Raw genomic sequence first — 20,716 nt, 5'->3', positions numbered from 1 at the left:
ACCGGGCCGCGGGCGCCGGGACCCACGGGCCGCACAGCGGCCGGCCGCGGGTGTCACGCGACGGCCGGCCGCGGGTGTCAGCGGTCGGCCGCCACCAGTTCCCGCATCAGCGCGGCGGCCGAGACGGCCGCGTCGGCGCAGCAGTTGTTGAACAGCACGTGCACGGCTCCGGCCTCCTCGGCGAGCCGCCGCACCCGCCCCACCCAGGGCTCCAGTTCCGCGCGCGTGTAGTGGTGCCTGAACCGGTCCTCCTTGCTGCCCGTGCCCCACGCCCGGCTGCGCCCGTGGAACCTGACCACCGCGCGCCTGCGGTTCGTCACCTCGGTCACGGGCGGCAGGGAGTTCGGCAGGCCCTGCGCGGTGTCCACGGCAGCCAGCGCCATGCCGTGCTCGCGCAGCAGCGCGAGGGTGTCGTCGAGGCAGGGGTCGCTCAGCCATTCGCGGTGCCGGAACTCGACGGTGAGCGGCAGATCGCCGGCGAGTTCACTCGCCCGCGCGAGCCGTTCCCGCGCCCCGCGCCCGGGTGTGAACCACGGCGGGTACTGGAGCAGAACGCTCCCGAGCCGGTCCGCGCGGCGCAGCGGCTCGACCCCGGCGATGAACGCGTCCCACACCTCCCGCACGGCGGCAGGGCCGAGGTCGGCGCCGCGCACGGACCGGCCGGGCGGCCCCGGCGGGCGCAGCCCGGGCGGCAGCGTCCCGGCGCGCGTGGGGTGCCCGGTGAGCAGCGAGTACGCCTTCACGTCGAACGTGAAACCGCGCGGCGTCCGTTCGGCCCACAGCCGGCTGCGCCGCGCGGTCGGCAGCGCGTAGTAGGTGGCGTCCACCTCCACCACGGGGAACCGTTCCGCGTAGTACCGCAGCCGCCCCTCGGGGTCCCGCGAGCCCGGCGGGTACCAGCCGCCGGTCACCAGGGCCCGGTCCGTCCACGAGCAGGTGCCGATGAGAATGTCGCCCATGCCCCCACGGGTGCCCCGCGCGACGCGGTCAAACGGCACCCCGCGCACCCCGTTTGACCTTCGAGCAGCTCGAACGCGGGCGGAACCGTCGGGCGACGCGCCGTTCCCGGATCGCGGACTCCGACCGCGGGTCGCCTCGGCAGGCCGGTGGCAACGCCACGATCGGCACAGCCGGAGCGTCCCGCGAAACCCCGTCATGCCTGGGCCGCCGGCCAGTAGGGTCCGTTGTCCGCGTCGCGGCACCACACGTGCTGACGGTCGGGCTCGACGGTCATGCCGAAGTCGTACAGCTCCGGTTCCCCATGTGGTCACGGCCACGGGGCACGGCGGACGACCGGACGCGCCTCCTCACCGCCCTGGGCACGGTCCACGCCTCCCGGCGACTGCCGCCGGAGGAGCAGCGACTTCTGGGCGAGGCCATCGGCGCGCTGTCGGAGACCATCGGCACACCCGGCGCGCCCCCCGCGCCCCCGGGCGGGTGAGAGGCGCGCCCGGCGTCCGGGCCCGCCGGGTCAGGCGCCGAGAACGGGGCCGGTCCGCAGCCGGGCGAGGGCGGGTGCGGGGCCGTCCTCGCCGGTGAGGACCAGGGTGTTGTCGCCCGCGACGAGGACGAGGGGAACGGCCAGCGTCCAGACGTTGTGCCGGGAGTGCGTGTTGCGGAACATCACGCGCCGCGCCGCTCCCCCGTTGACCCGCAGGAGAGCGGTCGCCGAGATGACGTCCGCGTTGTACGCGTGCCCGGTGTCGGCCCGCGCGTCGTTGGCGTACTCGACGAACAGCAGGTGCGGCCCGCCGCGTTCGGCCCGCACGCGCCACGTGGCCGACGCGCCGGCGCCGAGCCCGTCGAGCACGTGGCCCTCAGGGGCGTGCCCGTCCGGCAGGACGGTCGCGCCGTCGGCCCGGCGGGCCTCGGTGACCGGGAGACCGGCGAGGCCGTCGCCGTCGCCCGCGCCCCGCACGTCGAGGGAGGTGAGCGCGGCGGGTCCGGTGACGGTGATCCGGTTGTTGCCCGCGGCCAGCAGCAGGCGCGGCTCCTGCCCGGCGGCGGCCAGGACCAGCGCCCCGTGCGCCGCGAGCGCCACCGGCCCGTCGGCGCGCGGCGCGACCCGGTAGTAGCCGTCGCGCGGCGCGTACACGTCGAACACGGCGGCGTCGCCCGCGCCGAGCAGCAGCGCCCCGGTGCCCAGGCCGCTCGCGTCGGCGTACCGGCGTTCCGGCCGGCCGGTGGTGTCGGCCAGGGTGGCCTCGTAGCGGGTGAGCGGCTCGCCGGACCCTGCGGTGAGGTCGATGCGGTCCAGCGTGACCGCGCCGCGGTCGTGCGCGAGCGTCAGCGTGTGCGTGCCGGCGGGCAGGCGGACCGGCACGGTCAGGCGCGAGCGGTGGGCGTCGTTGAGCGTGCAGGGGTAGGTGACGCGGGCCGGCGGCCCGCCGTCGACCGTGAGCCGCTGCCGGGCCGGCTCCCCCGTCGCATTGGCGTACAGGATGTCGAGGTCGTAGGCGCCCGCTTCCGGCACGGTCACGGTGAACGCGACGGCGCTGCCCGGCCGGTCGAGCCCTTCGACGTCCCGCGCGTTCGAGGCCGCGTAGCCGTTCGCGTCGGCCACCGTGCCGAGGACCCGCACGCGACCGCCGGTGAGCGCGGCGTCCTCCGCCTCGTGGGAGGCACGCCACGGCACGCGCGCGGGGTCCGGTGTGCCGTCGCCCGCGGGGAGGAGGAGGACGCGGTAGGCCGACATGCGGTCCATGCCGCGCAGTGGAACGGTGACCGTGCCGTCGGGCGCCACGGGCGTGACCGCGCGCAGCAGGGTGCGCGGTGCCGCGTGCGCGCCCTCGTAGCCGCTCCAGGCGGCCTCCTGCACGAGGGCCACCACGGCGGCGCCGAACACGTCCGCCGGCACGTGCGCGAAGACCACGTCCGCGTCCCCCGCCGCGCCGCCGACCACGGCGTGCGCCTGCCGCGTCCGCTCGTCGAGGCTCGCCAGGCCCTGGAGGGTGTCGATGGTGTCGGGGCGCGGCGGGTCGACGCGGACCGTGTCGCCCGGCATCGCCGCGTACCAGCGGAAGAACCACCAGCCGCCGTTGGGGATGTTGGTCTGCGCGACGTTGCCGTCGAGGTTGCCGGCCACGTCCCAGTACGCCTGGTTGGCGTGCACCGCTGCACGTTCGAACATGCCGGTCCACTGGACGAGTTGGCCCGGCACGGACAGGTCCCGGCGGTTGCCGTACTCGGTGACGCACACGGGCAGGGGGCCGATGCCGAGGTCGCGCTCCACGGCCCGCAGGTGGTCGTGGTGGCCGGGGAAGTCGCGCAGCGAGGCCGCGTCGAGCTCGTGCCACGTGAGGATGTCGGGCAGTACGCCGTGGTCCCGGGCGAACGCGAGGAACCTGGGCAGGAAGCGGTGGTCGTAACGGGTCTCGTTCGGCCCGGCGACGCGCAGTTCCGGCGCGATGGACCGGACGCGCGCGTGGGCGGTGCGCCAGTGGTCGAGGAAGCGGTCCGCATTGCGTGCGAAATCCTCGGCGCCGGGCGCGTTCAGGCCGTACCAGATCGCGTCCGGTTCGTTGAACGGCACGAGCACGAAGTCGGCGCGCCGTGGGTGCGCGGCCACCCGGCGCGCGACCGCGTCGAGCTTCGCCAGGTAGTCGTCGAATCCCAGGTCCTCGTACGGCCACGTCCGGTACATGTCCTGCACGAGTACGAGCACGTCGCCGCCGCCCGCGCGGAAGTGGGCCTCCGCGACGGTCAGCGCGTCGCCGTTGGGGTGCTGGAGGCCGCCCTCGGGCTTCTGCGATATCGAGGTCAGGCGCAGGGGCGCGAGGACCGCGTCGCCCGGTACGCCGTCGTCGCTCAGGCCGTACAACGCTCCGTTCGCGCCGCGCAGCACCGGGCCGCCGCGGTCCGCGAGGTCGACGCGGAGCCGGTCGGGCGCGGCGGCCGGGCCGGCGGCGGTATGGGGCGGGAGGTCGTTCATGGGGCCCTCGGTTCTCGGTGCTGCGGTCGGTTCCCCGGAACGCGCGCGGCGCACGGTGCGGGCGGGGCGCGCCGACGGGTGCGGCCCGGCGGGGAGTGTCACCGGTCGCGACGCCCGGGTCAAGAGGCGGGTGCGACGGCGCCGACCACGGCGTCCCAGGCCGCCATCGCGCCTTCGGCGATGCGGGTGAGGTCGGCGTGCGAAGCGCCGTCGCGGGCCTGCACGGACATGCCCTGGAGGACGGCCGTGTAGAAGGCCGCGACCGCGTCGGGGTCGGCGCCCGGCGGCACGTCGCCCTCGCGCATCCCGCGCGCCACGCGGCGGGCGAGGTCGTCGGTCCCGTCCCGGCGCCAGCCGGCGAGGTACTCCCGCACGGACGCGTGCGCGCGCGAGCAGTTCGTCGCCGCGAGCACGATCATGCAGCCGCTCGGCCGGTCGGGGGCGGAGTAGGCCGCGGCGTTGACCCGCAGCACGCCGGCCACGGCGGCGCGGGCCGTGGGGCCTTCCGCGAGCGCGCGGGCCACCGGCTCCCCCTCGGTCGCGTCGTAGAGTGCGACGGCCTCCCGGAACAGCTGCTCCTTGGACCCGAACGCGGCATACAGGCTGGGCGAGTTGATGCCCATGGCGGCCGTCAGGTCCGTCATGGACACCGCCTCGTAGCCGCGCTCCCAGAACACCCGCATCGCCCGTTCGAGCGCCACCGCGCGGTCGAAGCCGCGCGGCCGTCCCCTGCCCGCCATGACCGGCCCCCTTCACTCGGACTTCACTCGAAGCATGCCGCCGCGATTTTTGTGCCGCCCGGCAAATATATGCCTTGACGTGCCGAGAAGCGCCGTGTGAGGGTGAGCCGCAGCAATTCTGTGCCGATCGACACAGAAAAGGAACGACACCGGTCGGGAGCGGGCACATGGGTGAACTACGGGGCAGGGCGGCCCTGGTGACGGGCGGCAGCCGGGGCATCGGCGCGGCGGTCGCCAGGAGACTGGCGCGCGAGGGCGCCGACGTGGCGATCACCCATGTCAGCCCGCTCGGCCTGGAGCGCTCGCGGGACGTGGCGGCCCAGATCGAGGCCGCGGGCCGGCGCGCCGAGGTGATCGAGGCGGACGCGGCGGACGCCGGGGCGGTCACGGCCTCGGTGGAACGGGCCGCCGCCGCGTTCGGCCGCCTCGACATCCTCGTGAACAACGCGGGGATCTTCCCCGCCGGCCCGTTCGAGGACGTCACCGCGGAGGAACTGGACCGGGCACTGGCCGTGCACGTCCGCGCGGCGTTCCTCGCCGCCCAGGCGGCGCTCCCCCACCTGCCGGACGGCGGCCGGATCATCACCGTCGGCAGCAACCTGGCCGACCGCGCGCCCTACCCCGGCGTGGCGCTCTACGCCATGACCAAGGCCGCGCTCGGCGGGCTCACGCGCGGCCTGGCCCGCGACCTGGGACCGCGGGGCATCACGGTCAACGTCGTGCACCCGGGCTCGACCCGCACGGACATGAACCCGGACGAGGGGCCGGACGCCGACGCGCAGCGCGCGCTGACCGCCCTGGGCCGGTACCTCGAACCGGACGACATCGCGGCCACCGTCGCCCACCTGGCCGGGCCCGCGGGCCGCAACATCACCGGCACGGCGATCACCGTCGACGCCGGGGCGAACGCGTGAGGGCCGCGCCGATGGCGGCCTGGGGCCTGCTGCTCGTCGCCGCGCTGCTCGAAGCGGTGTGGGCGGTGGCGCTCAAGCAGTCGGAGGGCTTCACCCGGCTGTGGCCCGGCGTGGTGGGCGTGGGGGTGGCGCTGCTCAGCTTCGTGCTCCTGACCTTCGCGCTCACCGGTCTTCCGGTGGGCAGCGCGTACGCGATCTGGGTGGGCATCGGGGCGGCGGGCGTGTTCGTCACCGGCGTGCTCGCCCTGGGCGAGCCCTTCTCCGCCGCCAGGGCCGGGTGCGTCGCCCTGATCCTCGCGGGAGTGGCCGGGCTGCGGCTCCTGGAGGGCTGACCCCGGACCCGCGACCGGCGGCGGGAACGGCGGGCGGCGGGCGGCGGGCGGCGGGAACACCGGTCGGCCCGCGACCGGCGGCCCCGGGCACCGGGCGGCCTCGGGGGCCGGGGCCGGGGGCCGGACGTCAGGGGTCGGCGGCGATGCCGCGCACCAGGCACCAGCAGAACGCGCAGCCGGCGGCGAAATATCCGCCCGCCATCGCGGCGGCGACGAGCAGCGCGGCGCTCACCCGGCCCGTCCCCCCGTCCGGCCCCGGCCCGCAGCGGAGCCGTCCGGTGGCGCGCCGCGCCGCCGGACGCGCCCGCACGGGCGGTCCTCGGCCTGGCCCGGCGCCCGTAGCACGCCGGGGGCGCGCCCGTTGAGTCCGGGGCGGGCGTCAGACATTGCGCGCCCTGGAACGCGGCAGGACCTTCTCCAGCGCCGCCCGCAGGTCGGCCGGTGCGGTCAGGCACGTCCCGGCCGGCCGGATCAGCCACCGGGGCGTGGCGCCCCCGGCCCACGGGCCGCCGGTCCAGTCGGCGGGCGGCACGGCCAGGTCGTCGCCGGCGCGCAGCACCGCGATGCCCGGCGTCCGCTCCCGCCACCCGTCGGCGGCGGCGACCGGCACGAGCCAGGTCATGGAGACGTCCACCTGGTCCTCGATGATCGGTCCCGACCGGTCGCGCAGCCGGTCGACGACCCGCATGCCGACGAACGACGGCACGCGCACCCCGTCCCACCACCGGCCGCACGGCAACGACCGCACCGCCGTCCCCGGCATCCACTCGGGCAGTGCGTCGGCTCTCGTCATCGTCGGGCTCCCAGCGCTCGGTGATCCGTCGATGACTGACCGTAGACGCCCGGCGGGCCCGGTGCAGGCCGATGGCCGCATCGGCTCCCGCTCCGGCCCCCGCGTCGCGGCGGCGTGCACCGGCCGCAGCGCCCTGCCGCCGGCTCCCGCCGCGCTGCACCGCGACCGCTACGCCTCCCGCCGCCCGCCGGCCGGGCCACCGGTCGGGCCCGGCCGCCGGGTCGGCCGGAGGGACAGGCCGCACGTGGCGCACACGCCCCCGCGGTTCGGCGAGTGGGCCGCCACGGGGAGGCCGAGCATGTCCGTACAGGGCTCGTCCCCCGCCTCAGGGCCGGTGCCCGAGGCGTCGTCACGGGGCTCGGATCGCTGATCACGTCTGCTGAAGGAGGCTGTCCCTTTTCGTTCTTGAGCTGGACAGCCCTGATATGTCCGCGGTCGGCGACGCGTTGCACGTCGCGCGGCGTGCAACAGTGTGCGCGGCGGCGCTCCGAACGTGCGGGCGGTGGCGTAACGGGCGCACGCCGGCGGAACGCGACCGCGGCGCCCCGCGGCCCGCCCGCCGCGCCGGCCACGGGCGCCCCGGCGGGTCCGCCCGTGCCTAACCCGCCGGGGCGCCCTCGCGTCAGGAACCCGCCCGCGGCCCGTCGGGGAGTCGTTCGCGCTGGTCGAGCACCGCGCGGGCCGCCTCGGCCGCCTCGTCGTCCGGCAGCGTGCGGCAACCGTCCTCGGTGATGAGCATGATCAGCGGCCACATGCCGCGGGCCGGGTCGGGCCCGCCGGTCGCGGTGTCCTCGTCGGCGGCGTCGTACAGCGCCTGGACGACGGCCAGGACGAGGTCGGGGGCGGTCATCCCCCGCCGGTACAGCTTCTTGAGCGCGCCGCGGGCGAAGACGGAACCGGAGCCGGTGGCGGCGAAGTCCCGCTCCTCGCTGTGGCCGCCGGTGATGTCGTACGAGAAGATGCGACCGCGGCCCGCGGCGAGGTCGTAGCCGGCGAGGAGCGGCACCACCGCGAGCCCCTGCATGGCCATCCCGAGGTTGCCGCGCACCATGGAGGTCAGCCGGTTGGCCTTGCCGACCATGGACAGCGGAACGCCCTCCACCTTCTCGTAGTGCTGGAGCTCCAGTTGGAAGAGGCGGACCATCTCCACCGCGAGTCCGACGGTGCCGGAGATGCCGAGGGCGGAGTGCTCGTCGGCGGGGAACACCTTCTCCGCGCCCCGGTGGGCGATCATGTTGCCCTGGGTGATGCGCCGGTCGCCGGCGATCAGCACGCCGTCGGCGTAGGTGGCCGCCACGATGGTGGTGCCGTGCGGTATCTCCCCGGCGGCCCCGGCGCCCGCGCCGGGGAACGCGCCGGCCCCCGGCAGGACGTCGGGCGCGTGGCGGGCGAGGAAGTCGAGGAACGAGGGCGGGCCCGGCGCGAGGAATCCCGCGGGCAGCCCGCTCCGGTCATGGTCATCGGCAGACATGGCTCTTCCCTTCCCCTCGCCCATCCGGCTCATCCCGCCCGCGGGGAACGGCCTCGGACGGCACTTCCCGCATTTCCCCCGGATCTCCCGGGATTCCCCGAACGCCCCGCCCCGCACCGCCCGTCAGCCCGGCAGCCGGAAGTCGGCGACGCGCAGCGGGGACGGCGTCGTGCCCGTGGAGCGCTCCTGGTAGAGGAACGACAGCACGCCGTCCTGCCTGACGCGGGTGTGGTCGACGACGACCTCGCCGAACGCGCCGAGGTGCTCGCTCCCGTCCCACACCAGGGCCCAGTCGGCCCAGCCGCCGGCCGCCGAGGCGGCGGCGATGCGGCCGTACGGCAGCACCGCGTAGGCGTTGTCGTACGCGTCGAGGACCAGTTGGGACCGCTGGCTCGACCGGAGCGGCACCGGGATCTCGGTCTTGCGCCAGCCGCCGGACGCGGCGCGCCTGAGGTGGAACGCCCGCGCGCGGGCGGTGCGTTCGGCCACGTAGCCGGTGGCGCACGGGCCGAACCGGTCCGGCACGTGGGAGATCAGCGCGTGCGGCAGGCCGCGGGAGTCGACGGCCTGGGACTCCTGGTTCATCAGGGCGTGGTCGGGTCCCAGCGGGTCGACGACGAGCCCCGGGGCGCCGACGCCCACCTCGGTCGAGCCGGTGCGCGCCACGCGGGTACCGGCGGCGTTGTACCAGGTGCGGCCGTCGTCGGGGCTGCTGACGTAGACGGTGTCGTGGTTGGTGAGGTCCGCGCCGCAGGTGACGGCACGGCTCTGCTCGCGCCAGGTGCCGAAGACGTGCAGGGTGCCGTCGGGGCCGTAGTCGAGGCCGTGCAGGTAGAGGTTGCGGAAGCCGCTGGCGCCGCGCGCGGTGGCGTAGGTGCCGGTGGCGTCGCTCCAGCAGCCGAGGTCGGTCCACCGGCCTGCGTCGTACTCGGCGAGCGCGGCCCTGCCGTTGCCCGAGATCCCGGTGCGGTAGCTCAGGAGCAGCCGCCCGCCCGGTGTGGGCAGGAACTGCGGGTAGGTGAACGCCGAGGTCAGCCGGAGACCGCCGAGGCTGTCCCGCGCGGGCCCGAACGCGTCGGCGCGCCAGGCGTGCGCGCCGGGGTCGTCCATCAGTCCCGGCACCGACGCGACGTAGCGGTAGTCGCTGCTGTGCGCGTCCATCACCAGGTGCAGGCGCCCGTCCGCGGGCGAGACGCCGGCGCAGATGACGTTGTGCGAGTCGTCGGCGCCGAGGCGGTGGCCCAGCCGCACGGTCCGCCAGTCGTCGCCGCCCGCGGTCCTGCGGGCGACGACGGCGGTGCGGTCGGCGGTGTACCAGACGGCGTACTGGTGCCCGGCGTGGGTGAGCAGGCCGTTCTTCTGGAAGGCGTTGTTGTTGACGAGCCCGTCGTAGGAGACGAAGTAGAGGGCGGCCGGGTCGAGCAGCGTGCTGCCCAGCGGGGTGACGGAAGGACCCGGCGCGCGGGAGGCGTCGTGGCGGGGGCGGGCGTCATCGGGGCGGGGGTCGGACGTGCGGGGCATCCTCGGCTCCTCGGTCGGCCGGTTGCCCGTCGGTGGCGCCCAGGGCCCGGCTGAAAGGATTCAAACGCTGGTCCGGCAGGACGCTAGATCGTGCGGACGCCGAGGTCAAGGGGCATTCGGGAGGCACCGGGCGCGTGCGCGCGGCCACCGCGGCTCCCCCCGCGGCGCGCGGCGCGACGGCATCGCCCGCCCGGCGACGGGCCCGCCCGCCGCACGCGCTTATGCCCGCGCGTCCCGTGTGACGCATGCAGTACGTTCGGTCCATGGCCCAGCCCGTGAAGACCGCACGTCCGCACGCTCCGTCCCAGCGCCTGAAAGTACGGCGCCAGTTGGCGGCCGCCGCGATGGAGCTGTTCGCGACGAAGGGGTACGAGGCCACGACGGTGGACGAGATCGCCGCCGCCGCGGGGGTGGCGCGGCGCACGTTCTTCCGGCACTTCAGGTCCAAGGAGGAGGCGATCTTCCCCGACCACGACGACACGCTTGAGCGCGCCGAGGCCGTGCTTGAGGCCGCGCCCGCGCGGGAGAACCCCATCGACACCGTGTGCCGCGGCATCAAGGAGGTCATGCGGATGTACGCCGCGTCCCCCGCCGTGTCGGTGCAGCGCTACCGGCTGACCCGGGAGGTGCCGGCGCTGCGGGAACGGGAGATCGCGTCCGTGGCCCGCTACGAACGCCTGTTCACGCGTTACCTGCTGGGCCAGTTCGACGAGAGCTCCCACAACGGCGACGAGCCGCTGCTCGCGGAGGTCGCCGCCGCCGCGGTGGTCACGGCGCACAACCACGTGCTGCGGCGCTGGCTGCGGCGGGACGGCCAGGGGGACGTCGAGAGTGAACTCGACCACGCGTTCGCCATCGTGCGCCGGACGTTCGCGGCGCTGCCCGCCATCGACGAGCCCGCCGCGGCGCCGGTGGTGCCCGCCGCCTCCGTGTCGGCCCAGGGAGAGGTGCTCGTGACCGTCGCCAGGACCGACGCGCCGCTCGCGGAGGTCATGCGCACCATCGAGGAGGCGCTGCGCGGGCGTTCCTGACGCGGCGCTCCAGACGCGGGTGCGGCGTTCCCTCAACTCCGGCGGGCCGGGCCGCAGCCGGAACGGCCCCGCACCGCCCGGCCTCCCGGCAGGCGGCGGAGCACCGGCCGTATCGTCGACGGGGCCGAACGGCCCGCCGACCGCGCCCCCGCTGGAGGTCCCCATGAACACCGAGCAGCCGCGCCCCCGTCGCTCCTGCCTCGCCGTGCCCGGCAGCAACCCGCGTTTCCTGGAGAAGGCCCAACACCTGCCCGCCGACCAGGTGTTCCTCGATCTGGAGGACGCCTGCGCCCCGCTGGTGAAGGAGAGCGCGCGGCACGCGGTGGTCGAGGCGCTCAACGAGGGCGACTGGGGCGCGAGGACGCGCGTGGTGCGGGTCAACGACTGGACCACCCACTGGACCTACCGGGACGTGATCACCGTGGTCGAGGGCGCGGGAGCGCACCTGGACTGCCTGATGCTGCCCAAGGTGCGGGACGCGCGGCAGATCGAGGCGCTCGACCTGCTGCTCACCCAGATCGAGAAGACGATGGGCCTGCCCGTAGGCCGGATCGGGATCGAGGCGCAGATCGAGGACGCGCGCGGGCTGCTGAACGTGGACGCCATCGCCGCCGCGTCACCGCGCATGGAGACGATCGTCTTCGGCCCGGCCGACTTCATGGCCTCCATCGCCATGAAGACGCTGGTCGTCGGGGAGCAGCCGCCCGGCTACCCGGCCGACGCCTACCACTACGTCCTCATGCGCATCCTCATGGCGGCCCGCGCGCACGGCCTCCAGGCCATCGACGGCCCCTACCTCCAGATCCGCAATCCCGAGGGCTTCCGGGAGACCGCGACGCGGTCGGCCGCGCTCGGCTTCGACGGCAAATGGGTCCTGCACCCGGACCAGATCGAGGCCGCCAACGAGGTCTTCTCGCCCGGCCAGGAGGACTACGACCGCGCGGAACTGATCCTGGACGCCTACGCGCACGCCACGTCGCGCGAGGGCGGCGCCAAGGGGGCCGCGATGCTCGGCGACGAGATGATCGACGAGGCCAGCCGGAAGATGGCACTCGTCGTCGCGGGCAAGGGCCGGGCCGCCGGGCTGCGCCGCACCACCGCGTACGTCCCGCCCGCCGACTGAGCCGGGCGGGGCTCCCGCGCGCCCCCTCACGCGCATCAAAAGCGGCATATGCGGCCATACGCCCGCCAAACGCGGCGGCGCCGCCGCGGCGCGACCGCGAGTTCCGGCCAACCGCGCGCCCGCCCGCGCCCCCGCCCGCGGGCCCCGCGCCCGCCGCGGGCGGCGACGCGGCCGAGCGCCGCGCGGCACGTGCGCGCCGGCGCCCCCGCCCGGGCGCCGGGCGCGCGGACACCGGCCCGCCGTCGCGTCCGCACAGCACCGGCGGCACGTCGGCAAACGCCGCGCGGGAGGCCGGGCGGCCGTCGTTCCGGGGCCGGGACGACGGCAGCCCGGCCGCGGCGAGCGCCGTCCTGCTTCGCGGTCGCGACGCCGCGCCCGGAGTGCGCGGCACCGCGCGCGCACCGCGCGGGACCCCGGTGCCGCCCATGGACGACGGAAGGGCCGAAACACTAAAAATGATCATGGTCCGGCCGTCGTCCGCCGGCTCCAGGACGGCGCCGCGGGCCCGCGCGCCGCGGGCCGGTGAACGGCCTGGCGGGACCGGGTTTCCGGCCGTGCCAGGCCCGCTGGCTTGCCGAGTTGCCGCGGGAAACCTATAGCATCGAGGTAGTCGCGTCGCTTCGCACAGGTGCGACTTCCCACGCTACGAAGGTCTTCCATGCCTTACCGCTCATCTCCCCCATCCGGCGGCCGGGTACGTCTGGCCCGCGGTGCCTCCCCCTGGCTGATTCCGACCGTGGCCACCGCCGCCGTGAGTCTCGCCAAGGCCCGCCGCTCCGGCCGTTGGGCCGCGGCGGCCGTCCCCGCCACCGCGCTGGCCGCGAGCATGCTGTGGTTCTTCCGCGACCCCGAGCGGGAGATCGGCCAGGGCCGCGTCATCTCCCCCGCGGACGGCGTGGTGCAGAGCATCACCCCGTGGCCGGACGGCAGGATCCGGGTGGCCATCTTCATGAGCCCGCTCAACGTCCACGTCAACCGCGCCCCCGTGGCCGGCACCGTGGCCTCCGTCGAGCACATCCCGGGCACCTACGTGCCGGCGTTCGACAAGGAGAGCGAGAACAATGAGCGCGTCGTGTGGCGTTTCGCCTCGGAGCTCGGGGACATCGAGATGGTGCAGATCGCGGGCGCGGTGGCGCGCCGCATCGTGCCCTACGTCCCCCAGGGCTGCAAGATCGAGCAGGGCGACCGGATCGGCCTGATCCGTTTCGGCTCGCGCGTGGATGTTTATTTGCCCGAAGGGATCGAGCCGGCCGTCGAGGTCGGCGAGCGCACGACAGCGGGAGTGACGCGTCTTGACCGCGATTGACCGCAAGTCACAGGGCTCCTGGACCGACGTCGCCGAGGAGGACGAGGGCGACGACGACGGGATGCCGCTGTCCATGCGGCTGTCGATAGCGGACACGCTCACCCTGTCGAACGCCACCTGCGGCTTCCTCGCCGTCTACTTCACCACCACCGGCATCCTGATCCCCCACCTCACGAACAGCGGCGACGCGGGGGTCGTCCGCAACAACGCGGCCACCGCCGTGCTGCTGATGCTGCTGGCCTCCGTCTTCGACCTCTTCGACGGCCTCGTCGCCAGGAAACTCCGCGCCTCCCCCATGGGCGCCGAGCTGGACAACCTCTCCGACCTGATCAGCTTCGGTCTCGCGCCCGCCTACTTCGTCCTCGTGTGGGGCATGGTCGTGGGCGATGTGCACGAACCGCTGTCGGCCCTGGCCGCCATCGTGGTCCTGCTCGCCGTGGTGCTGCGGCTGGCCAGATTCTCCTGCGTGACCATGCCCGACGGCGTCTTCCAGGGCATGCCGAGCCCCTTCGGCGCGCTCACGGTCGTCTCCATCGTGCTGCTCGAACTGCCCTTCACGCCGACGCTCCTGGCCATCGTGGGCGTCGCCTGGCTGATGGTGAGCCGCGTGGAGTACCCCAAGCCGCGCGGGCCGCTGGCCGTCGCGATGCTGGCGTGGATCGTGCTGAGCATGACCCTGCTGACCGCCTGGGCGTTCGACGCGCCCGGCGGCCTGCTGATGCTCCAGACCGGCTGCTCGCTCCAGCTCGTGCTCGGCGCCGTCATCCCGCTCTTCGCCATGGTGCGACGGGTCTACGCGTTCCGCGACAACCGCCGCGAGGCCCGCGCGGGCGCCGAGTCCTGAGCGCGCGCCCCGGCCGCTACGCGCCGTGGGCCCGGCCCCTCGCGGGCCGGGCCCACGGCGCGTAGCACAATGGCCCGCATGCAGCTCACCAAGAAGGGCCACGCCTGCGTCCGGCTCACCCGCGAGGGCCGCACCCTCGTCATCGATCCGGGCGGGTTCAGCGAGGAGGACGCCGCCGCCGGGGCGGACGCGGTGCTGGTCACCCACGAGCACCCCGACCACTTCGACGAGGGCCGGCTGCGGGCCGCCCTCGACGCCGACCCCGCGGTCACCGTGTGGACGCTGCCCGCGGTCGCCGAACGCCTGGCGGCGGCCCACCCGGGCCGGGTGCGCACGGTGGGCCACGGCGACACCTTCGAGGCGGCCGGCTTCGAGGTCGAGGTGCACGGCGAACTGCACGCGGTGATCCACCCCGACCTGCCCAGGGTGGGGAACGTCGGGTTCCTCGTCGACGGCGAGGTCTTCCACCCCGGCGACGCGTTCACGGTGCCCGACCGCCCGGTGCGCACGCTGATGCTGCCGTTGCACGCCCCGTGGAACAAGTTCTCCGAGGTCCTCGACTACGCGCGCGAGGTCGGTGCCGAGCGCGCGTACGCGGTGCACGACGGGCTGCTCGCCGACGCCGGCCTGGCCGTCTACGGGCGCAACCTCGGCCCGCAGGGCCCCGGCACCGGCCGCACCGCCTACGCCCGGCTCGCGCCGGGCGAGACCGTCACCGTCTGAGGGGAACCCCCATGCGCATCGCCACGTGGAACGTCAACTCCGTCACCGTCCGCATCGACCGGCTGCTCGCCTGGCTGGAGCGCAGCGGCACCGACGTGCTGTGCCTCCAGGAGCTGAAGTGCGAGGCCGCGGCGTTCCCCGCGGACCGGCTGCGCGACGCGGGCTACGAGGCCGCCGTGCACGCCGACGGCCGGTGGAACGGCGTGGCCGTGCTCTCCCGCGTGGGCCTCGCGGACACCGAGTCGGGGCTGCGCGCCGGTCCCGAGTTCGACGGGCGCGCGGAGCCCCGCGCCGTCGCCGCCACCTGCGGCGGCGTCCGGGTCTGGTCGGTGTACGTGCCCAACGGCCGCGAGGTGGGGCACCCGCACTTCGCCTACAAGCTCCGCTGGCTCCAGGCGCTGCGCGAGACCGTGACCGCCGACGCGGCGGGCGAGCGGCCGTTCGCGGTGCTCGGTGACTTCAACGTGGCACCGGCCGACGAGGACGTGTACGACCTCGCCGCGTTCGAGGGGGCCACGCACGTCACGGACGAGGAACGGGCCGCCCTCGCGGCCCTGCGGGACACCGGGCTGTCCGATGTCGTGCCGCGTCCGTTGAAGTATGACAAGCCGTTCACGTACTGGGACTACCGCCAGCTGTGCTTCCCCAAGAACCGCGGCATGCGCATCGATCTCGTCTACGGCAACCGGGCGTTCGCCGCCGCGGTCACCGACGCCTACGTGGACCGGGAGGAGCGCAAGGGCAAGGGCGCCTCCGACCACGCGCCGGTCGTCGTCGACCTCGACGTGCGCTGACCCGCCCGGGCGGGGCCGAAGCGCCCGGCCCGGTCCGGGACTTGCCGCCCGCCCCGGCCCGGCGCGGGCCGCCCGGTCCGCGCCGCGCCCCGTCCGACATGGGCGCCCCCGGGCGCGCGGATCGGGACGCGCCGGACGCGCGCGCCGTGTGGTGCCCGGCCGCCCCGGATGCGACCCTGGGCGGCATGAATATCCCGTTCTTGGACAACTGGCGCAAGCGGCCCGTCGAGACGGCGAACGGTCCCTGGTCCGATCCCGACGGGGTGGCCCAACTGCTGTCCGAGTGCGACCTGTTGCGCGACAGGGCCGCGCGCGCCGGCGTCGCCCTCGGGGACACCCCGCTGTCGCTCGAAGCGCTCGACCAGCTCCTCCCGCAGTGGCGCGGCGACCCGGAGGAACTGCCGTGGCTGGCCAACGACGTCGGCCTCTACCTGGGCACCGTGATCATCCGCACCGTGCCGGGCGCGTACTGGGCGCCGGGCCCCGAGGGCAGGCCGGTCGTCGTCATGGCGTCCGGGCGCGAGGTGGACGTCGTCACCACAGGGCAGGAGTGGGCCGACACCGGAGCGCCGGAGCTGTCGCAGGTCTACGCCGAGGTCGCCGAGCCCTGACCGGCCGCGGCGGCCGTCCCGCCCCGGCCCGCCGCGGGCCCCCGGCCCGCCCCGGTCAACTGCCGAAGGTGATCGCGTACTCCAGCCGCCAGCGGTCACCGAGCAGCACCGTGTCCGAGGTCTCGACCGGCCGGTCCCGCGCGTCGTAGTGGGTGCGTTCCACGACCGTGACGCACTGCCCCGGCACGCAGCCGAGCGCGTCCGCCTCCGGCGTCGTCGACGGCCGGGAGCCGACGACCTCGCGGGCCTGCACGACCTGGATGCCGATCGCGGCGAACCGCCCGCGCACGCCGCGCCGCGCGTACGGGCCGCGTTCGGGGAACACCACGTCGGTGCCCTCGGTCAGGCTCAACGGCTCCCAGCTGGTCGCGAGTTGCAGCGGACGCCGGTCGGCCAGGTACTCGTACTGGGTGCACATGACGCGGTCACCCGGCAGGATGCCGAGGCGTTCCGCGATGCCCGGCGGCGCCACCGTGCCGGTCGAGACCGCCTCCCACACCAGGTCGGGCTGCGCGCCGACGGCCGAGCCGCCCGGCACGCTGAGCCTGGCGGCCAGCGGGCTGTCCACGGCGTCCGTGGTCCGCACCAGCGCGCCGATGGGCGCCCGGTCGCTCACGAACACCCCGCGCCCGAACTGGCCGATCGCGTACCCCGCGGCCTTCAGCACCCGCACCGCCCGGTCCACGGTCTGATCGCTCGCCTTGTAGGCGCGCTTCAGCTCGGCCCGGGACGGAATCCGCGCCCCCACCGCGAGCCCCCCCTCGTCGATCTGCCGCCGCAGATCGTCGGCGATCCGCTGGTACATCGGCCGCGCGTCGCCCATCCCCGTCTCCCTTCCGCAGGCCGTGTCGCCCTACGTGCCCCGGGCTCAGGCTACGTCACGCGGCGTCAGAGTTCCTTACTGGTGGTGAGCTGGGAACGCGCCGACGCGCGGACCGCCGCCGCGGCCGGGGCGCGGCGGCCCGCGCGCACCGCCCCCTTGCCACGGAACGTGACGGCTCCTAGCGTTCTGGTGCCGGCGCGGACGACGGGGTGCGCGGCGGCGGACACCGAGGAGGCACGGGTGGTGCGGGACACGGGCATCGGGCCGCGCGGCGGGGACGACGAGCTGCGGGCGCGGCACCGCGCGGTGCTGCCCGACTGGATGCCGCTGTACTACGAGCGCCCGCTGGAGCTGACGCACGGCGAGGGCCGCCACGTGTGGGACGCCGAGGGGAACCGCTACCTGGACTTCTTCGGCGGCATCCTCACCACGATGACGGCACACGCGCTGCCCGAGGTGACACGGGCGGTCGCCGAGCAGGCGGGCCGGCTGGTGCACGGGTCGACCCTGTACCTGAACCGGCCGATGGTGGAGCTGGCGGAGCGGATCGCGGAGCTCTCCGGCATCCCGGACGCGCGGGTCTTCTTCACCGCATCGGGCACGGAGGCCGTCGACACGGCGCTGCTGCTCGCCACCGCCCACCGGCGGTCCAACCAGGTGCTCGCGATGCGCAACGCCTACCACGGCCGGTCGTTCTCCGCGGTGGGGGTCACGGGCAACAGGGGCTGGTCGCCGACCAGTCTGTCCCCGCTGCACACCCTGTACGTGCACGGCGGCGTGCGCACGCGGGGGCCGTTCGCCGGGCTGGGCGACGCGGAGTTCATCGACGCCTGCGTGGCCGACCTGCGGGACCTGCTGGCCCAGACGCGCGGCGGGGTCGCGGCCCTGATCGCCGAACCGGTGCAGGGCGTCGGGGGGTTCACCTCGGGCCCGGACGGCCTGTTCGCGGCGTTCCGCGACGTGCTGGCCGAGGAGGGCATCCTGTGGATCAGCGACGAGGTGCAGACGGGCTGGGGCCGCACGGGCGACCACTTCTGGGGCTGGCAGGCGCACGCGGCGAACGGGCCGCCGGATCTGGTGACGTTCGCCAAGGGCATCGGCAACGGGATGTCCATCGGCGGGGTGGTGGGGCGCGCCGAGGTGATGAACTGCCTGGACGCGCACTCGCTTTCGACGTTCGGCGGCAGCCAGGTCACGATGGCCGCGGGGCTGGCCAACCTCGACCACCTGCTCGCCCATGACCTGCCGGGCAACGCGCGGCGCGTGGGCGCGGCGCTGATCGAGCGGCTGCGGGCCGCGACGGCGGACACCGGCCTGGTGCGCGAGGTGCGCGGGCGCGGTCTGATGATCGGGGTCGACCTGGTGCGTCCCGGCACGGACCAGCCGTTTCCGCGCGCGGCCACGCTGGCCCTCGAAGCGGCCAGGGAACGGGGCGTGCTGGTCGGCAGGGGCGGCGCGCCAGGCGGCAACGTGCTGCGGATCGCGCCGCCGCTCAGCCTGACGGCGGCGGAGGCCGAGGAGGGCGCGGCGGCGCTCGTTTCGGCCCTGCGCGCGGTGGCCGCCGACCCCGCGCTCCTGCCGCCCGCCGCCGGCCGTTGACCGCGCGGTGGCCCGGCCCCCGGGGGGCGAGGCGCCCAAGTGCGCGCCGCCGGGCCGTTCAGCGCGCCGCCGCGCCGCGTGCCGGGCCGAGCGCGGTCCCGTCGGCGACGACCCGCAGCACCGGGGGGCTGCGCAGCAGCGAGTCGACGGTCGCCGGGGCCTCGCCCATCGCGGTGGCCACGTCGGACGGCCCGTAGCCGAGCACGTGGTGCAGCGCGTAGGCGTCGTACTGGGCCGGGCTGAGCGCGGCGCAGCGCCGGGTGACGCGGTCGCGGGTGCGGTGGGTCAGCAGGTGCCACGCGTAGGAGGCGGGGTTGGCGCCGCTGAGGACGCGGCGCCAGCGCATGAACAGGTGGTCGAACACGGCCGCGACCGTGTCGTCGGCGACGGGCCCCGGCAGGTGGAGCCGGGCGTAGCGCAGGTAGCGGACGCGGTGCAGCGCGAGGAACGCCTCGCAGTCGGGCGGCAGCCGGCGCGCGGTGAGTCCCCCGGCGCCGCGGGCGGGCGGCCGGTCCTGTGGCGGGGCGGGCGGCCGGGCGGTGGGCGCGAACGGGCTCGGGAGGGCGGCGATGCGCATGGTCGTGGTCTCCGGGTCGATGGGGCTATCCGAAGGCGTCCGCGGGGTAGCGCGCCGTGCCGGCGATCGCGGGCCCCGGCGAGGCGAGAGACGTCACGCGGGCGGCGTGCCACAGCGGCAGGTAGGTCTCGGGACGCCCGCCCAGCGCGTGCACGAAACGGTCCACGGTGGGCCAGGCGGGCAGGCGGCGGCCGTCGAGGACACCGGTGATCTCCTCGGCCGTGAGCAGGTCGCGGCTGGCGCGGCGGATGGCGGCGGGCTCGGGCCGCCGCGCGGCCAGGTGCAGGCCGCGCAGCGCCTCGCGCAGGGTGCCGGGCGTGGCGGGGGCGGCGATCGGCGGGGCGGTGAGGCCGTTCGCCGCGCGCCACAGCGGCAGCACGTCGGCCGGGTCCCCCTGGCATGCCTCGGCCAGGCGCCGGGTCAGCGTCCAGGACGGTCTGCGCTTCCCGGCGAGCACCCGGGAGACGGAGGAGGCCGAGACGCCGGTCCCGCGGGCGAGGTCGCGCAGCGAGCGTCCGCTGGCCCGGTGCAGGGTGGCGAGCGCGCGGGTGAGCGGCACGGCCCGCGCCTCGGGGTCCTGGCCCGGCGGGGCGCCGGGGCCCCCGGGGCCGCCCGCGGTGTCCTCGCGCCGGCGCGGGGCGCACGGCAGCCGCGCGCCCAGCGGCGGCGCCAGGGGGCCCTCGCCGTCGTGGCCGCCGAGGGTGAAGCGGCGGTGCATGCGGCGTTCGATGGCGGGCGGCGACCACTGGCTGCGCAGCCTGTCGGTCGTGATGGCCATGGCCTCGGCGATGGCGGAGGGCCGCACCTTGCGGGCCCGCGCGAGCTGAACGGCCGCGGCGCGCAGGTCCCGGAGGCCGCGGTCGACCTCGTCGGCGAGCCGCAGCACGTGGAGGGGCGTTCCGCCGGCGCGGTCGTCGGTGTGCGCGGCCCGCAGCAGGGCGTCGGTGCGGCGGGCCAGGTCCTCGGCCATGCGGCAGGTGTAGTGGGCGTAGCGTTCGGCCTCCGGTGCGGCGGCGGCCCGGCCGGCCCGGTAGGCCGCGTCCCGGCAGCGTTTGCCGCAGTGCTGCTTCGGGCGTCCCGACCGGTTCTGCACCAGCGGTTCCCGGCATTTGGGGTTCTTGCAGCGGGTCATCCTGCCTCGGCTTCGATTCGTCGTGGGGCGGCACGGGATGAGGTCCGGCGCGGGGGCGAAACCCCGGCCGGGCCCGACCGGTGGCGCGCCGACAGCCGCGTCGCGCGCCACCGGTGCGCGCCGGGACGGCGGCGTGCCGTCCCGGCCGTCGGTGCGGGTGTCAGCCGAGGCGGGTGCGCGGGCACCGGGGGCGCGGGCGCCCGCCGGCCCCGCGCGGTGGGGCGGGGAAGGCCGCCGGGGCGCCCGCCGCGGTGCCGGGGAGCGGCGGCGCGGCGAGCACGAGGACGGCGAGGAAGGGCGGCGGAACGGTGTTGCCCGCGATGGCACAGCGGCAGGTGGTTTGAACCACCGCGCAGCGCGGGATGCTACCGTCACGCGAGGACGGTGGCCCGTATCGCAACGGGCAGTACCGGCTCGACGGCATACGGCTGGGAGGCATGGGCCCTCCTGG

At 75.7% G+C, this 20,716-nt stretch carries 21 protein-coding genes; 11 read left to right on the top strand and 10 right to left on the bottom strand.

What is annotated here, in order from left to right; translation table 11 throughout:
* Positions 1-77: 77 nt before the first annotated feature.
* The gene (locus LC193_RS25985) at positions 78-959 is read right to left on the bottom strand and encodes a DUF72 domain-containing protein (protein ID WP_226077807.1); all 882 of its coding nucleotides are present in this window, start codon (positions 957-959) and stop codon (positions 78-80) included.
* 302 nt (positions 960-1,261) lie between these two features.
* Between LC193_RS25985 and LC193_RS25980 the strand changes: the two genes are divergently transcribed.
* A complete protein-coding gene (locus LC193_RS25980; RefSeq protein ID WP_226077806.1) occupies positions 1,262-1,441 on the top strand; it encodes a hypothetical protein in 180 nt (59 codons plus the stop codon).
* Between the two features lie 30 nt (positions 1,442-1,471).
* Here the strand turns inward: LC193_RS25980 and LC193_RS25975 are convergent, their stop codons facing one another.
* The gene (locus LC193_RS25975) at positions 1,472-3,931 is read right to left on the bottom strand and encodes a CBM35 domain-containing protein (protein WP_226077805.1); all 2,460 of its coding nucleotides are present in this window, start codon (positions 3,929-3,931) and stop codon (positions 1,472-1,474) included.
* Between the two features lie 119 nt (positions 3,932-4,050).
* The gene (locus LC193_RS25970; protein WP_226077804.1) at positions 4,051-4,671 is read right to left on the bottom strand and encodes a TetR/AcrR family transcriptional regulator; all 621 of its coding nucleotides are present in this window, start codon (positions 4,669-4,671) and stop codon (positions 4,051-4,053) included.
* 167 nt (positions 4,672-4,838) lie between these two features.
* On the opposite strand from LC193_RS25970, the gene LC193_RS25965 reads away from it, so the two are divergent.
* Together LC193_RS25965 and LC193_RS25960 are read left to right on the top strand one after the other, a co-directional pair.
* Positions 4,839-5,585: an SDR family NAD(P)-dependent oxidoreductase gene (locus LC193_RS25965; protein ID WP_226077803.1), complete on the top strand. Its 747-nt coding sequence runs from the start codon at positions 4,839-4,841 to the stop codon at positions 5,583-5,585.
* 11 nt (positions 5,586-5,596) lie between these two features.
* Entirely contained in the window at positions 5,597-5,917 is a 321-nt protein-coding gene (locus tag LC193_RS25960) for a DMT family transporter (protein ID WP_226078885.1), read from the top strand.
* A gap of 379 nt (positions 5,918-6,296) precedes the next feature.
* On the opposite strand, the gene LC193_RS25955 is transcribed toward LC193_RS25960, so the two are convergent.
* The 3 genes from LC193_RS25955 to LC193_RS25945 form a co-directional block, all read right to left on the bottom strand.
* On the bottom strand, positions 6,297-6,710 hold the full coding sequence (locus tag LC193_RS25955) for a hypothetical protein (protein ID WP_226077802.1): 414 nt from the start codon (positions 6,708-6,710) through the stop codon (positions 6,297-6,299).
* 622 nt (positions 6,711-7,332) lie between these two features.
* Complete coding sequence (gene prcB / locus LC193_RS25950; RefSeq protein ID WP_226077801.1) at positions 7,333-8,181, bottom strand: proteasome subunit beta; 849 nt, start codon at positions 8,179-8,181, stop codon at positions 7,333-7,335.
* Positions 8,182-8,304: 123 nt separating this feature from the next.
* Positions 8,305-9,702, bottom strand: a complete 1,398-nt coding sequence (locus LC193_RS25945) for a BNR repeat-containing protein (protein WP_226077800.1) — start codon at positions 9,700-9,702, stop codon at positions 8,305-8,307.
* Between the two features lie 245 nt (positions 9,703-9,947).
* On the opposite strand from LC193_RS25945, the gene LC193_RS25940 reads away from it, so the two are divergent.
* From LC193_RS25940 to LC193_RS25910, 7 genes are all read left to right on the top strand, one after another.
* Positions 9,948-10,733 carry a TetR family transcriptional regulator gene (locus LC193_RS25940; protein WP_226077799.1) on the top strand — a complete coding sequence of 262 codons (786 nt, stop codon included), beginning with the start codon at positions 9,948-9,950 and terminating at the stop codon, positions 10,731-10,733.
* Positions 10,734-10,896: 163 nt separating this feature from the next.
* Positions 10,897-11,856: an HpcH/HpaI aldolase/citrate lyase family protein gene (locus tag LC193_RS25935; protein ID WP_226077798.1), complete on the top strand. Its 960-nt coding sequence runs from the start codon at positions 10,897-10,899 to the stop codon at positions 11,854-11,856.
* A gap of 658 nt (positions 11,857-12,514) precedes the next feature.
* Entirely contained in the window at positions 12,515-13,162 is a 648-nt protein-coding gene (locus tag LC193_RS25930; RefSeq protein WP_226077797.1) for a phosphatidylserine decarboxylase, read from the top strand.
* Positions 13,149-14,006: a CDP-diacylglycerol--serine O-phosphatidyltransferase gene (gene pssA, locus LC193_RS25925; protein ID WP_404819488.1), complete on the top strand. Its 858-nt coding sequence runs from the start codon at positions 13,149-13,151 to the stop codon at positions 14,004-14,006. The genes LC193_RS25930 and pssA overlap by 14 nt, the downstream gene beginning before the upstream one ends.
* A 78-nt stretch (positions 14,007-14,084) precedes the next feature.
* The gene (locus tag LC193_RS25920) at positions 14,085-14,729 is read left to right on the top strand and encodes an MBL fold metallo-hydrolase (RefSeq protein WP_226077796.1); all 645 of its coding nucleotides are present in this window, start codon (positions 14,085-14,087) and stop codon (positions 14,727-14,729) included.
* A gap of 11 nt (positions 14,730-14,740) precedes the next feature.
* A complete protein-coding gene (locus tag LC193_RS25915) occupies positions 14,741-15,523 on the top strand; it encodes an exodeoxyribonuclease III (protein WP_226077795.1) in 783 nt (260 codons plus the stop codon).
* 185 nt (positions 15,524-15,708) lie between these two features.
* Positions 15,709-16,134 (top strand): DUF6278 family protein, encoded by a 426-nt coding sequence (locus LC193_RS25910; protein WP_226077794.1) that lies wholly within the window; start codon positions 15,709-15,711, stop codon positions 16,132-16,134.
* Between the two features lie 55 nt (positions 16,135-16,189).
* On the opposite strand, the gene LC193_RS25905 is transcribed toward LC193_RS25910, so the two are convergent.
* Entirely contained in the window at positions 16,190-16,957 is a 768-nt protein-coding gene (locus LC193_RS25905) for a GntR family transcriptional regulator (protein ID WP_226077793.1), read from the bottom strand.
* A 321-nt stretch (positions 16,958-17,278) separates the two neighbouring features.
* Between LC193_RS25905 and LC193_RS25900 the strand changes: the two genes are divergently transcribed.
* On the top strand, positions 17,279-18,556 hold the full coding sequence (locus tag LC193_RS25900) for an aspartate aminotransferase family protein (protein WP_226078884.1): 1,278 nt from the start codon (positions 17,279-17,281) through the stop codon (positions 18,554-18,556).
* A 58-nt stretch (positions 18,557-18,614) separates the two neighbouring features.
* Here LC193_RS25900 and LC193_RS25895 read toward each other — a convergent pair whose 3' ends face one another.
* The 3 genes from LC193_RS25895 to LC193_RS25885 all read right to left on the bottom strand — a co-directional run bounded on the left by LC193_RS25895 (position 18,615) and on the right by LC193_RS25885 (position 20,614).
* Positions 18,615-19,133: a hypothetical protein gene (locus tag LC193_RS25895; RefSeq protein WP_226077792.1), complete on the bottom strand. Its 519-nt coding sequence runs from the start codon at positions 19,131-19,133 to the stop codon at positions 18,615-18,617.
* A gap of 25 nt (positions 19,134-19,158) precedes the next feature.
* Entirely contained in the window at positions 19,159-20,265 is a 1,107-nt protein-coding gene (locus LC193_RS25890) for a helix-turn-helix domain-containing protein (protein WP_226077791.1), read from the bottom strand.
* Between the two features lie 160 nt (positions 20,266-20,425).
* The gene (locus tag LC193_RS25885; protein WP_226077790.1) at positions 20,426-20,614 is read right to left on the bottom strand and encodes a hypothetical protein; all 189 of its coding nucleotides are present in this window, start codon (positions 20,612-20,614) and stop codon (positions 20,426-20,428) included.
* Positions 20,615-20,716 lie beyond the last annotated feature (102 nt).

The organism is Streptomyces marincola (genome assembly GCF_020410765.1).
In the GTDB taxonomy this organism is placed as follows: domain Bacteria; phylum Actinomycetota; class Actinomycetes; order Streptomycetales; family Streptomycetaceae; genus Streptomyces; species Streptomyces marincola.
This window is presented reverse-complemented; position numbering and strand designations above follow the sequence as displayed.

Bases quoted from the DNA above. Each gene is read 5' to 3' on its own strand.
- LC193_RS25985 (WP_226077807.1), bottom strand. From the start codon at position 959: ATGGGCGACATTCTCATCGGCACCTGCTCGTGGACGGACCGGGCCCTG.
- LC193_RS25980 (WP_226077806.1), top strand. From the start codon at position 1,262: ATGTGGTCACGGCCACGGGGCACGGCGGACGACCGGACGCGCCTCCTC.
- LC193_RS25975 (WP_226077805.1), bottom strand. From the start codon at position 3,931: ATGAACGACCTCCCGCCCCATACCGCCGCCGGCCCGGCCGCCGCGCCC.
- LC193_RS25970 (WP_226077804.1), bottom strand. From the start codon at position 4,671: ATGGCGGGCAGGGGACGGCCGCGCGGCTTCGACCGCGCGGTGGCGCTC.
- LC193_RS25965 (WP_226077803.1), top strand. From the start codon at position 4,839: ATGGGTGAACTACGGGGCAGGGCGGCCCTGGTGACGGGCGGCAGCCGG.
- LC193_RS25960 (WP_226078885.1), top strand. From the start codon at position 5,597: ATGGCGGCCTGGGGCCTGCTGCTCGTCGCCGCGCTGCTCGAAGCGGTG.
- LC193_RS25955 (WP_226077802.1), bottom strand. From the start codon at position 6,710: ATGACGAGAGCCGACGCACTGCCCGAGTGGATGCCGGGGACGGCGGTG.
- prcB (WP_226077801.1), bottom strand. From the start codon at position 8,181: ATGTCTGCCGATGACCATGACCGGAGCGGGCTGCCCGCGGGATTCCTC.
- LC193_RS25945 (WP_226077800.1), bottom strand. From the start codon at position 9,702: ATGCCCCGCACGTCCGACCCCCGCCCCGATGACGCCCGCCCCCGCCAC.
- LC193_RS25940 (WP_226077799.1), top strand. From the start codon at position 9,948: ATGCAGTACGTTCGGTCCATGGCCCAGCCCGTGAAGACCGCACGTCCG.
- LC193_RS25935 (WP_226077798.1), top strand. From the start codon at position 10,897: ATGAACACCGAGCAGCCGCGCCCCCGTCGCTCCTGCCTCGCCGTGCCC.
- LC193_RS25930 (WP_226077797.1), top strand. From the start codon at position 12,515: ATGCCTTACCGCTCATCTCCCCCATCCGGCGGCCGGGTACGTCTGGCC.
- LC193_RS25920 (WP_226077796.1), top strand. From the start codon at position 14,085: ATGCAGCTCACCAAGAAGGGCCACGCCTGCGTCCGGCTCACCCGCGAG.
- LC193_RS25915 (WP_226077795.1), top strand. From the start codon at position 14,741: ATGCGCATCGCCACGTGGAACGTCAACTCCGTCACCGTCCGCATCGAC.
- LC193_RS25910 (WP_226077794.1), top strand. From the start codon at position 15,709: ATGAATATCCCGTTCTTGGACAACTGGCGCAAGCGGCCCGTCGAGACG.
- LC193_RS25905 (WP_226077793.1), bottom strand. From the start codon at position 16,957: ATGGGCGACGCGCGGCCGATGTACCAGCGGATCGCCGACGATCTGCGG.
- LC193_RS25900 (WP_226078884.1), top strand. From the start codon at position 17,279: ATGCCGCTGTACTACGAGCGCCCGCTGGAGCTGACGCACGGCGAGGGC.
- LC193_RS25895 (WP_226077792.1), bottom strand. From the start codon at position 19,133: ATGCGCATCGCCGCCCTCCCGAGCCCGTTCGCGCCCACCGCCCGGCCG.
- LC193_RS25890 (WP_226077791.1), bottom strand. From the start codon at position 20,265: ATGACCCGCTGCAAGAACCCCAAATGCCGGGAACCGCTGGTGCAGAAC.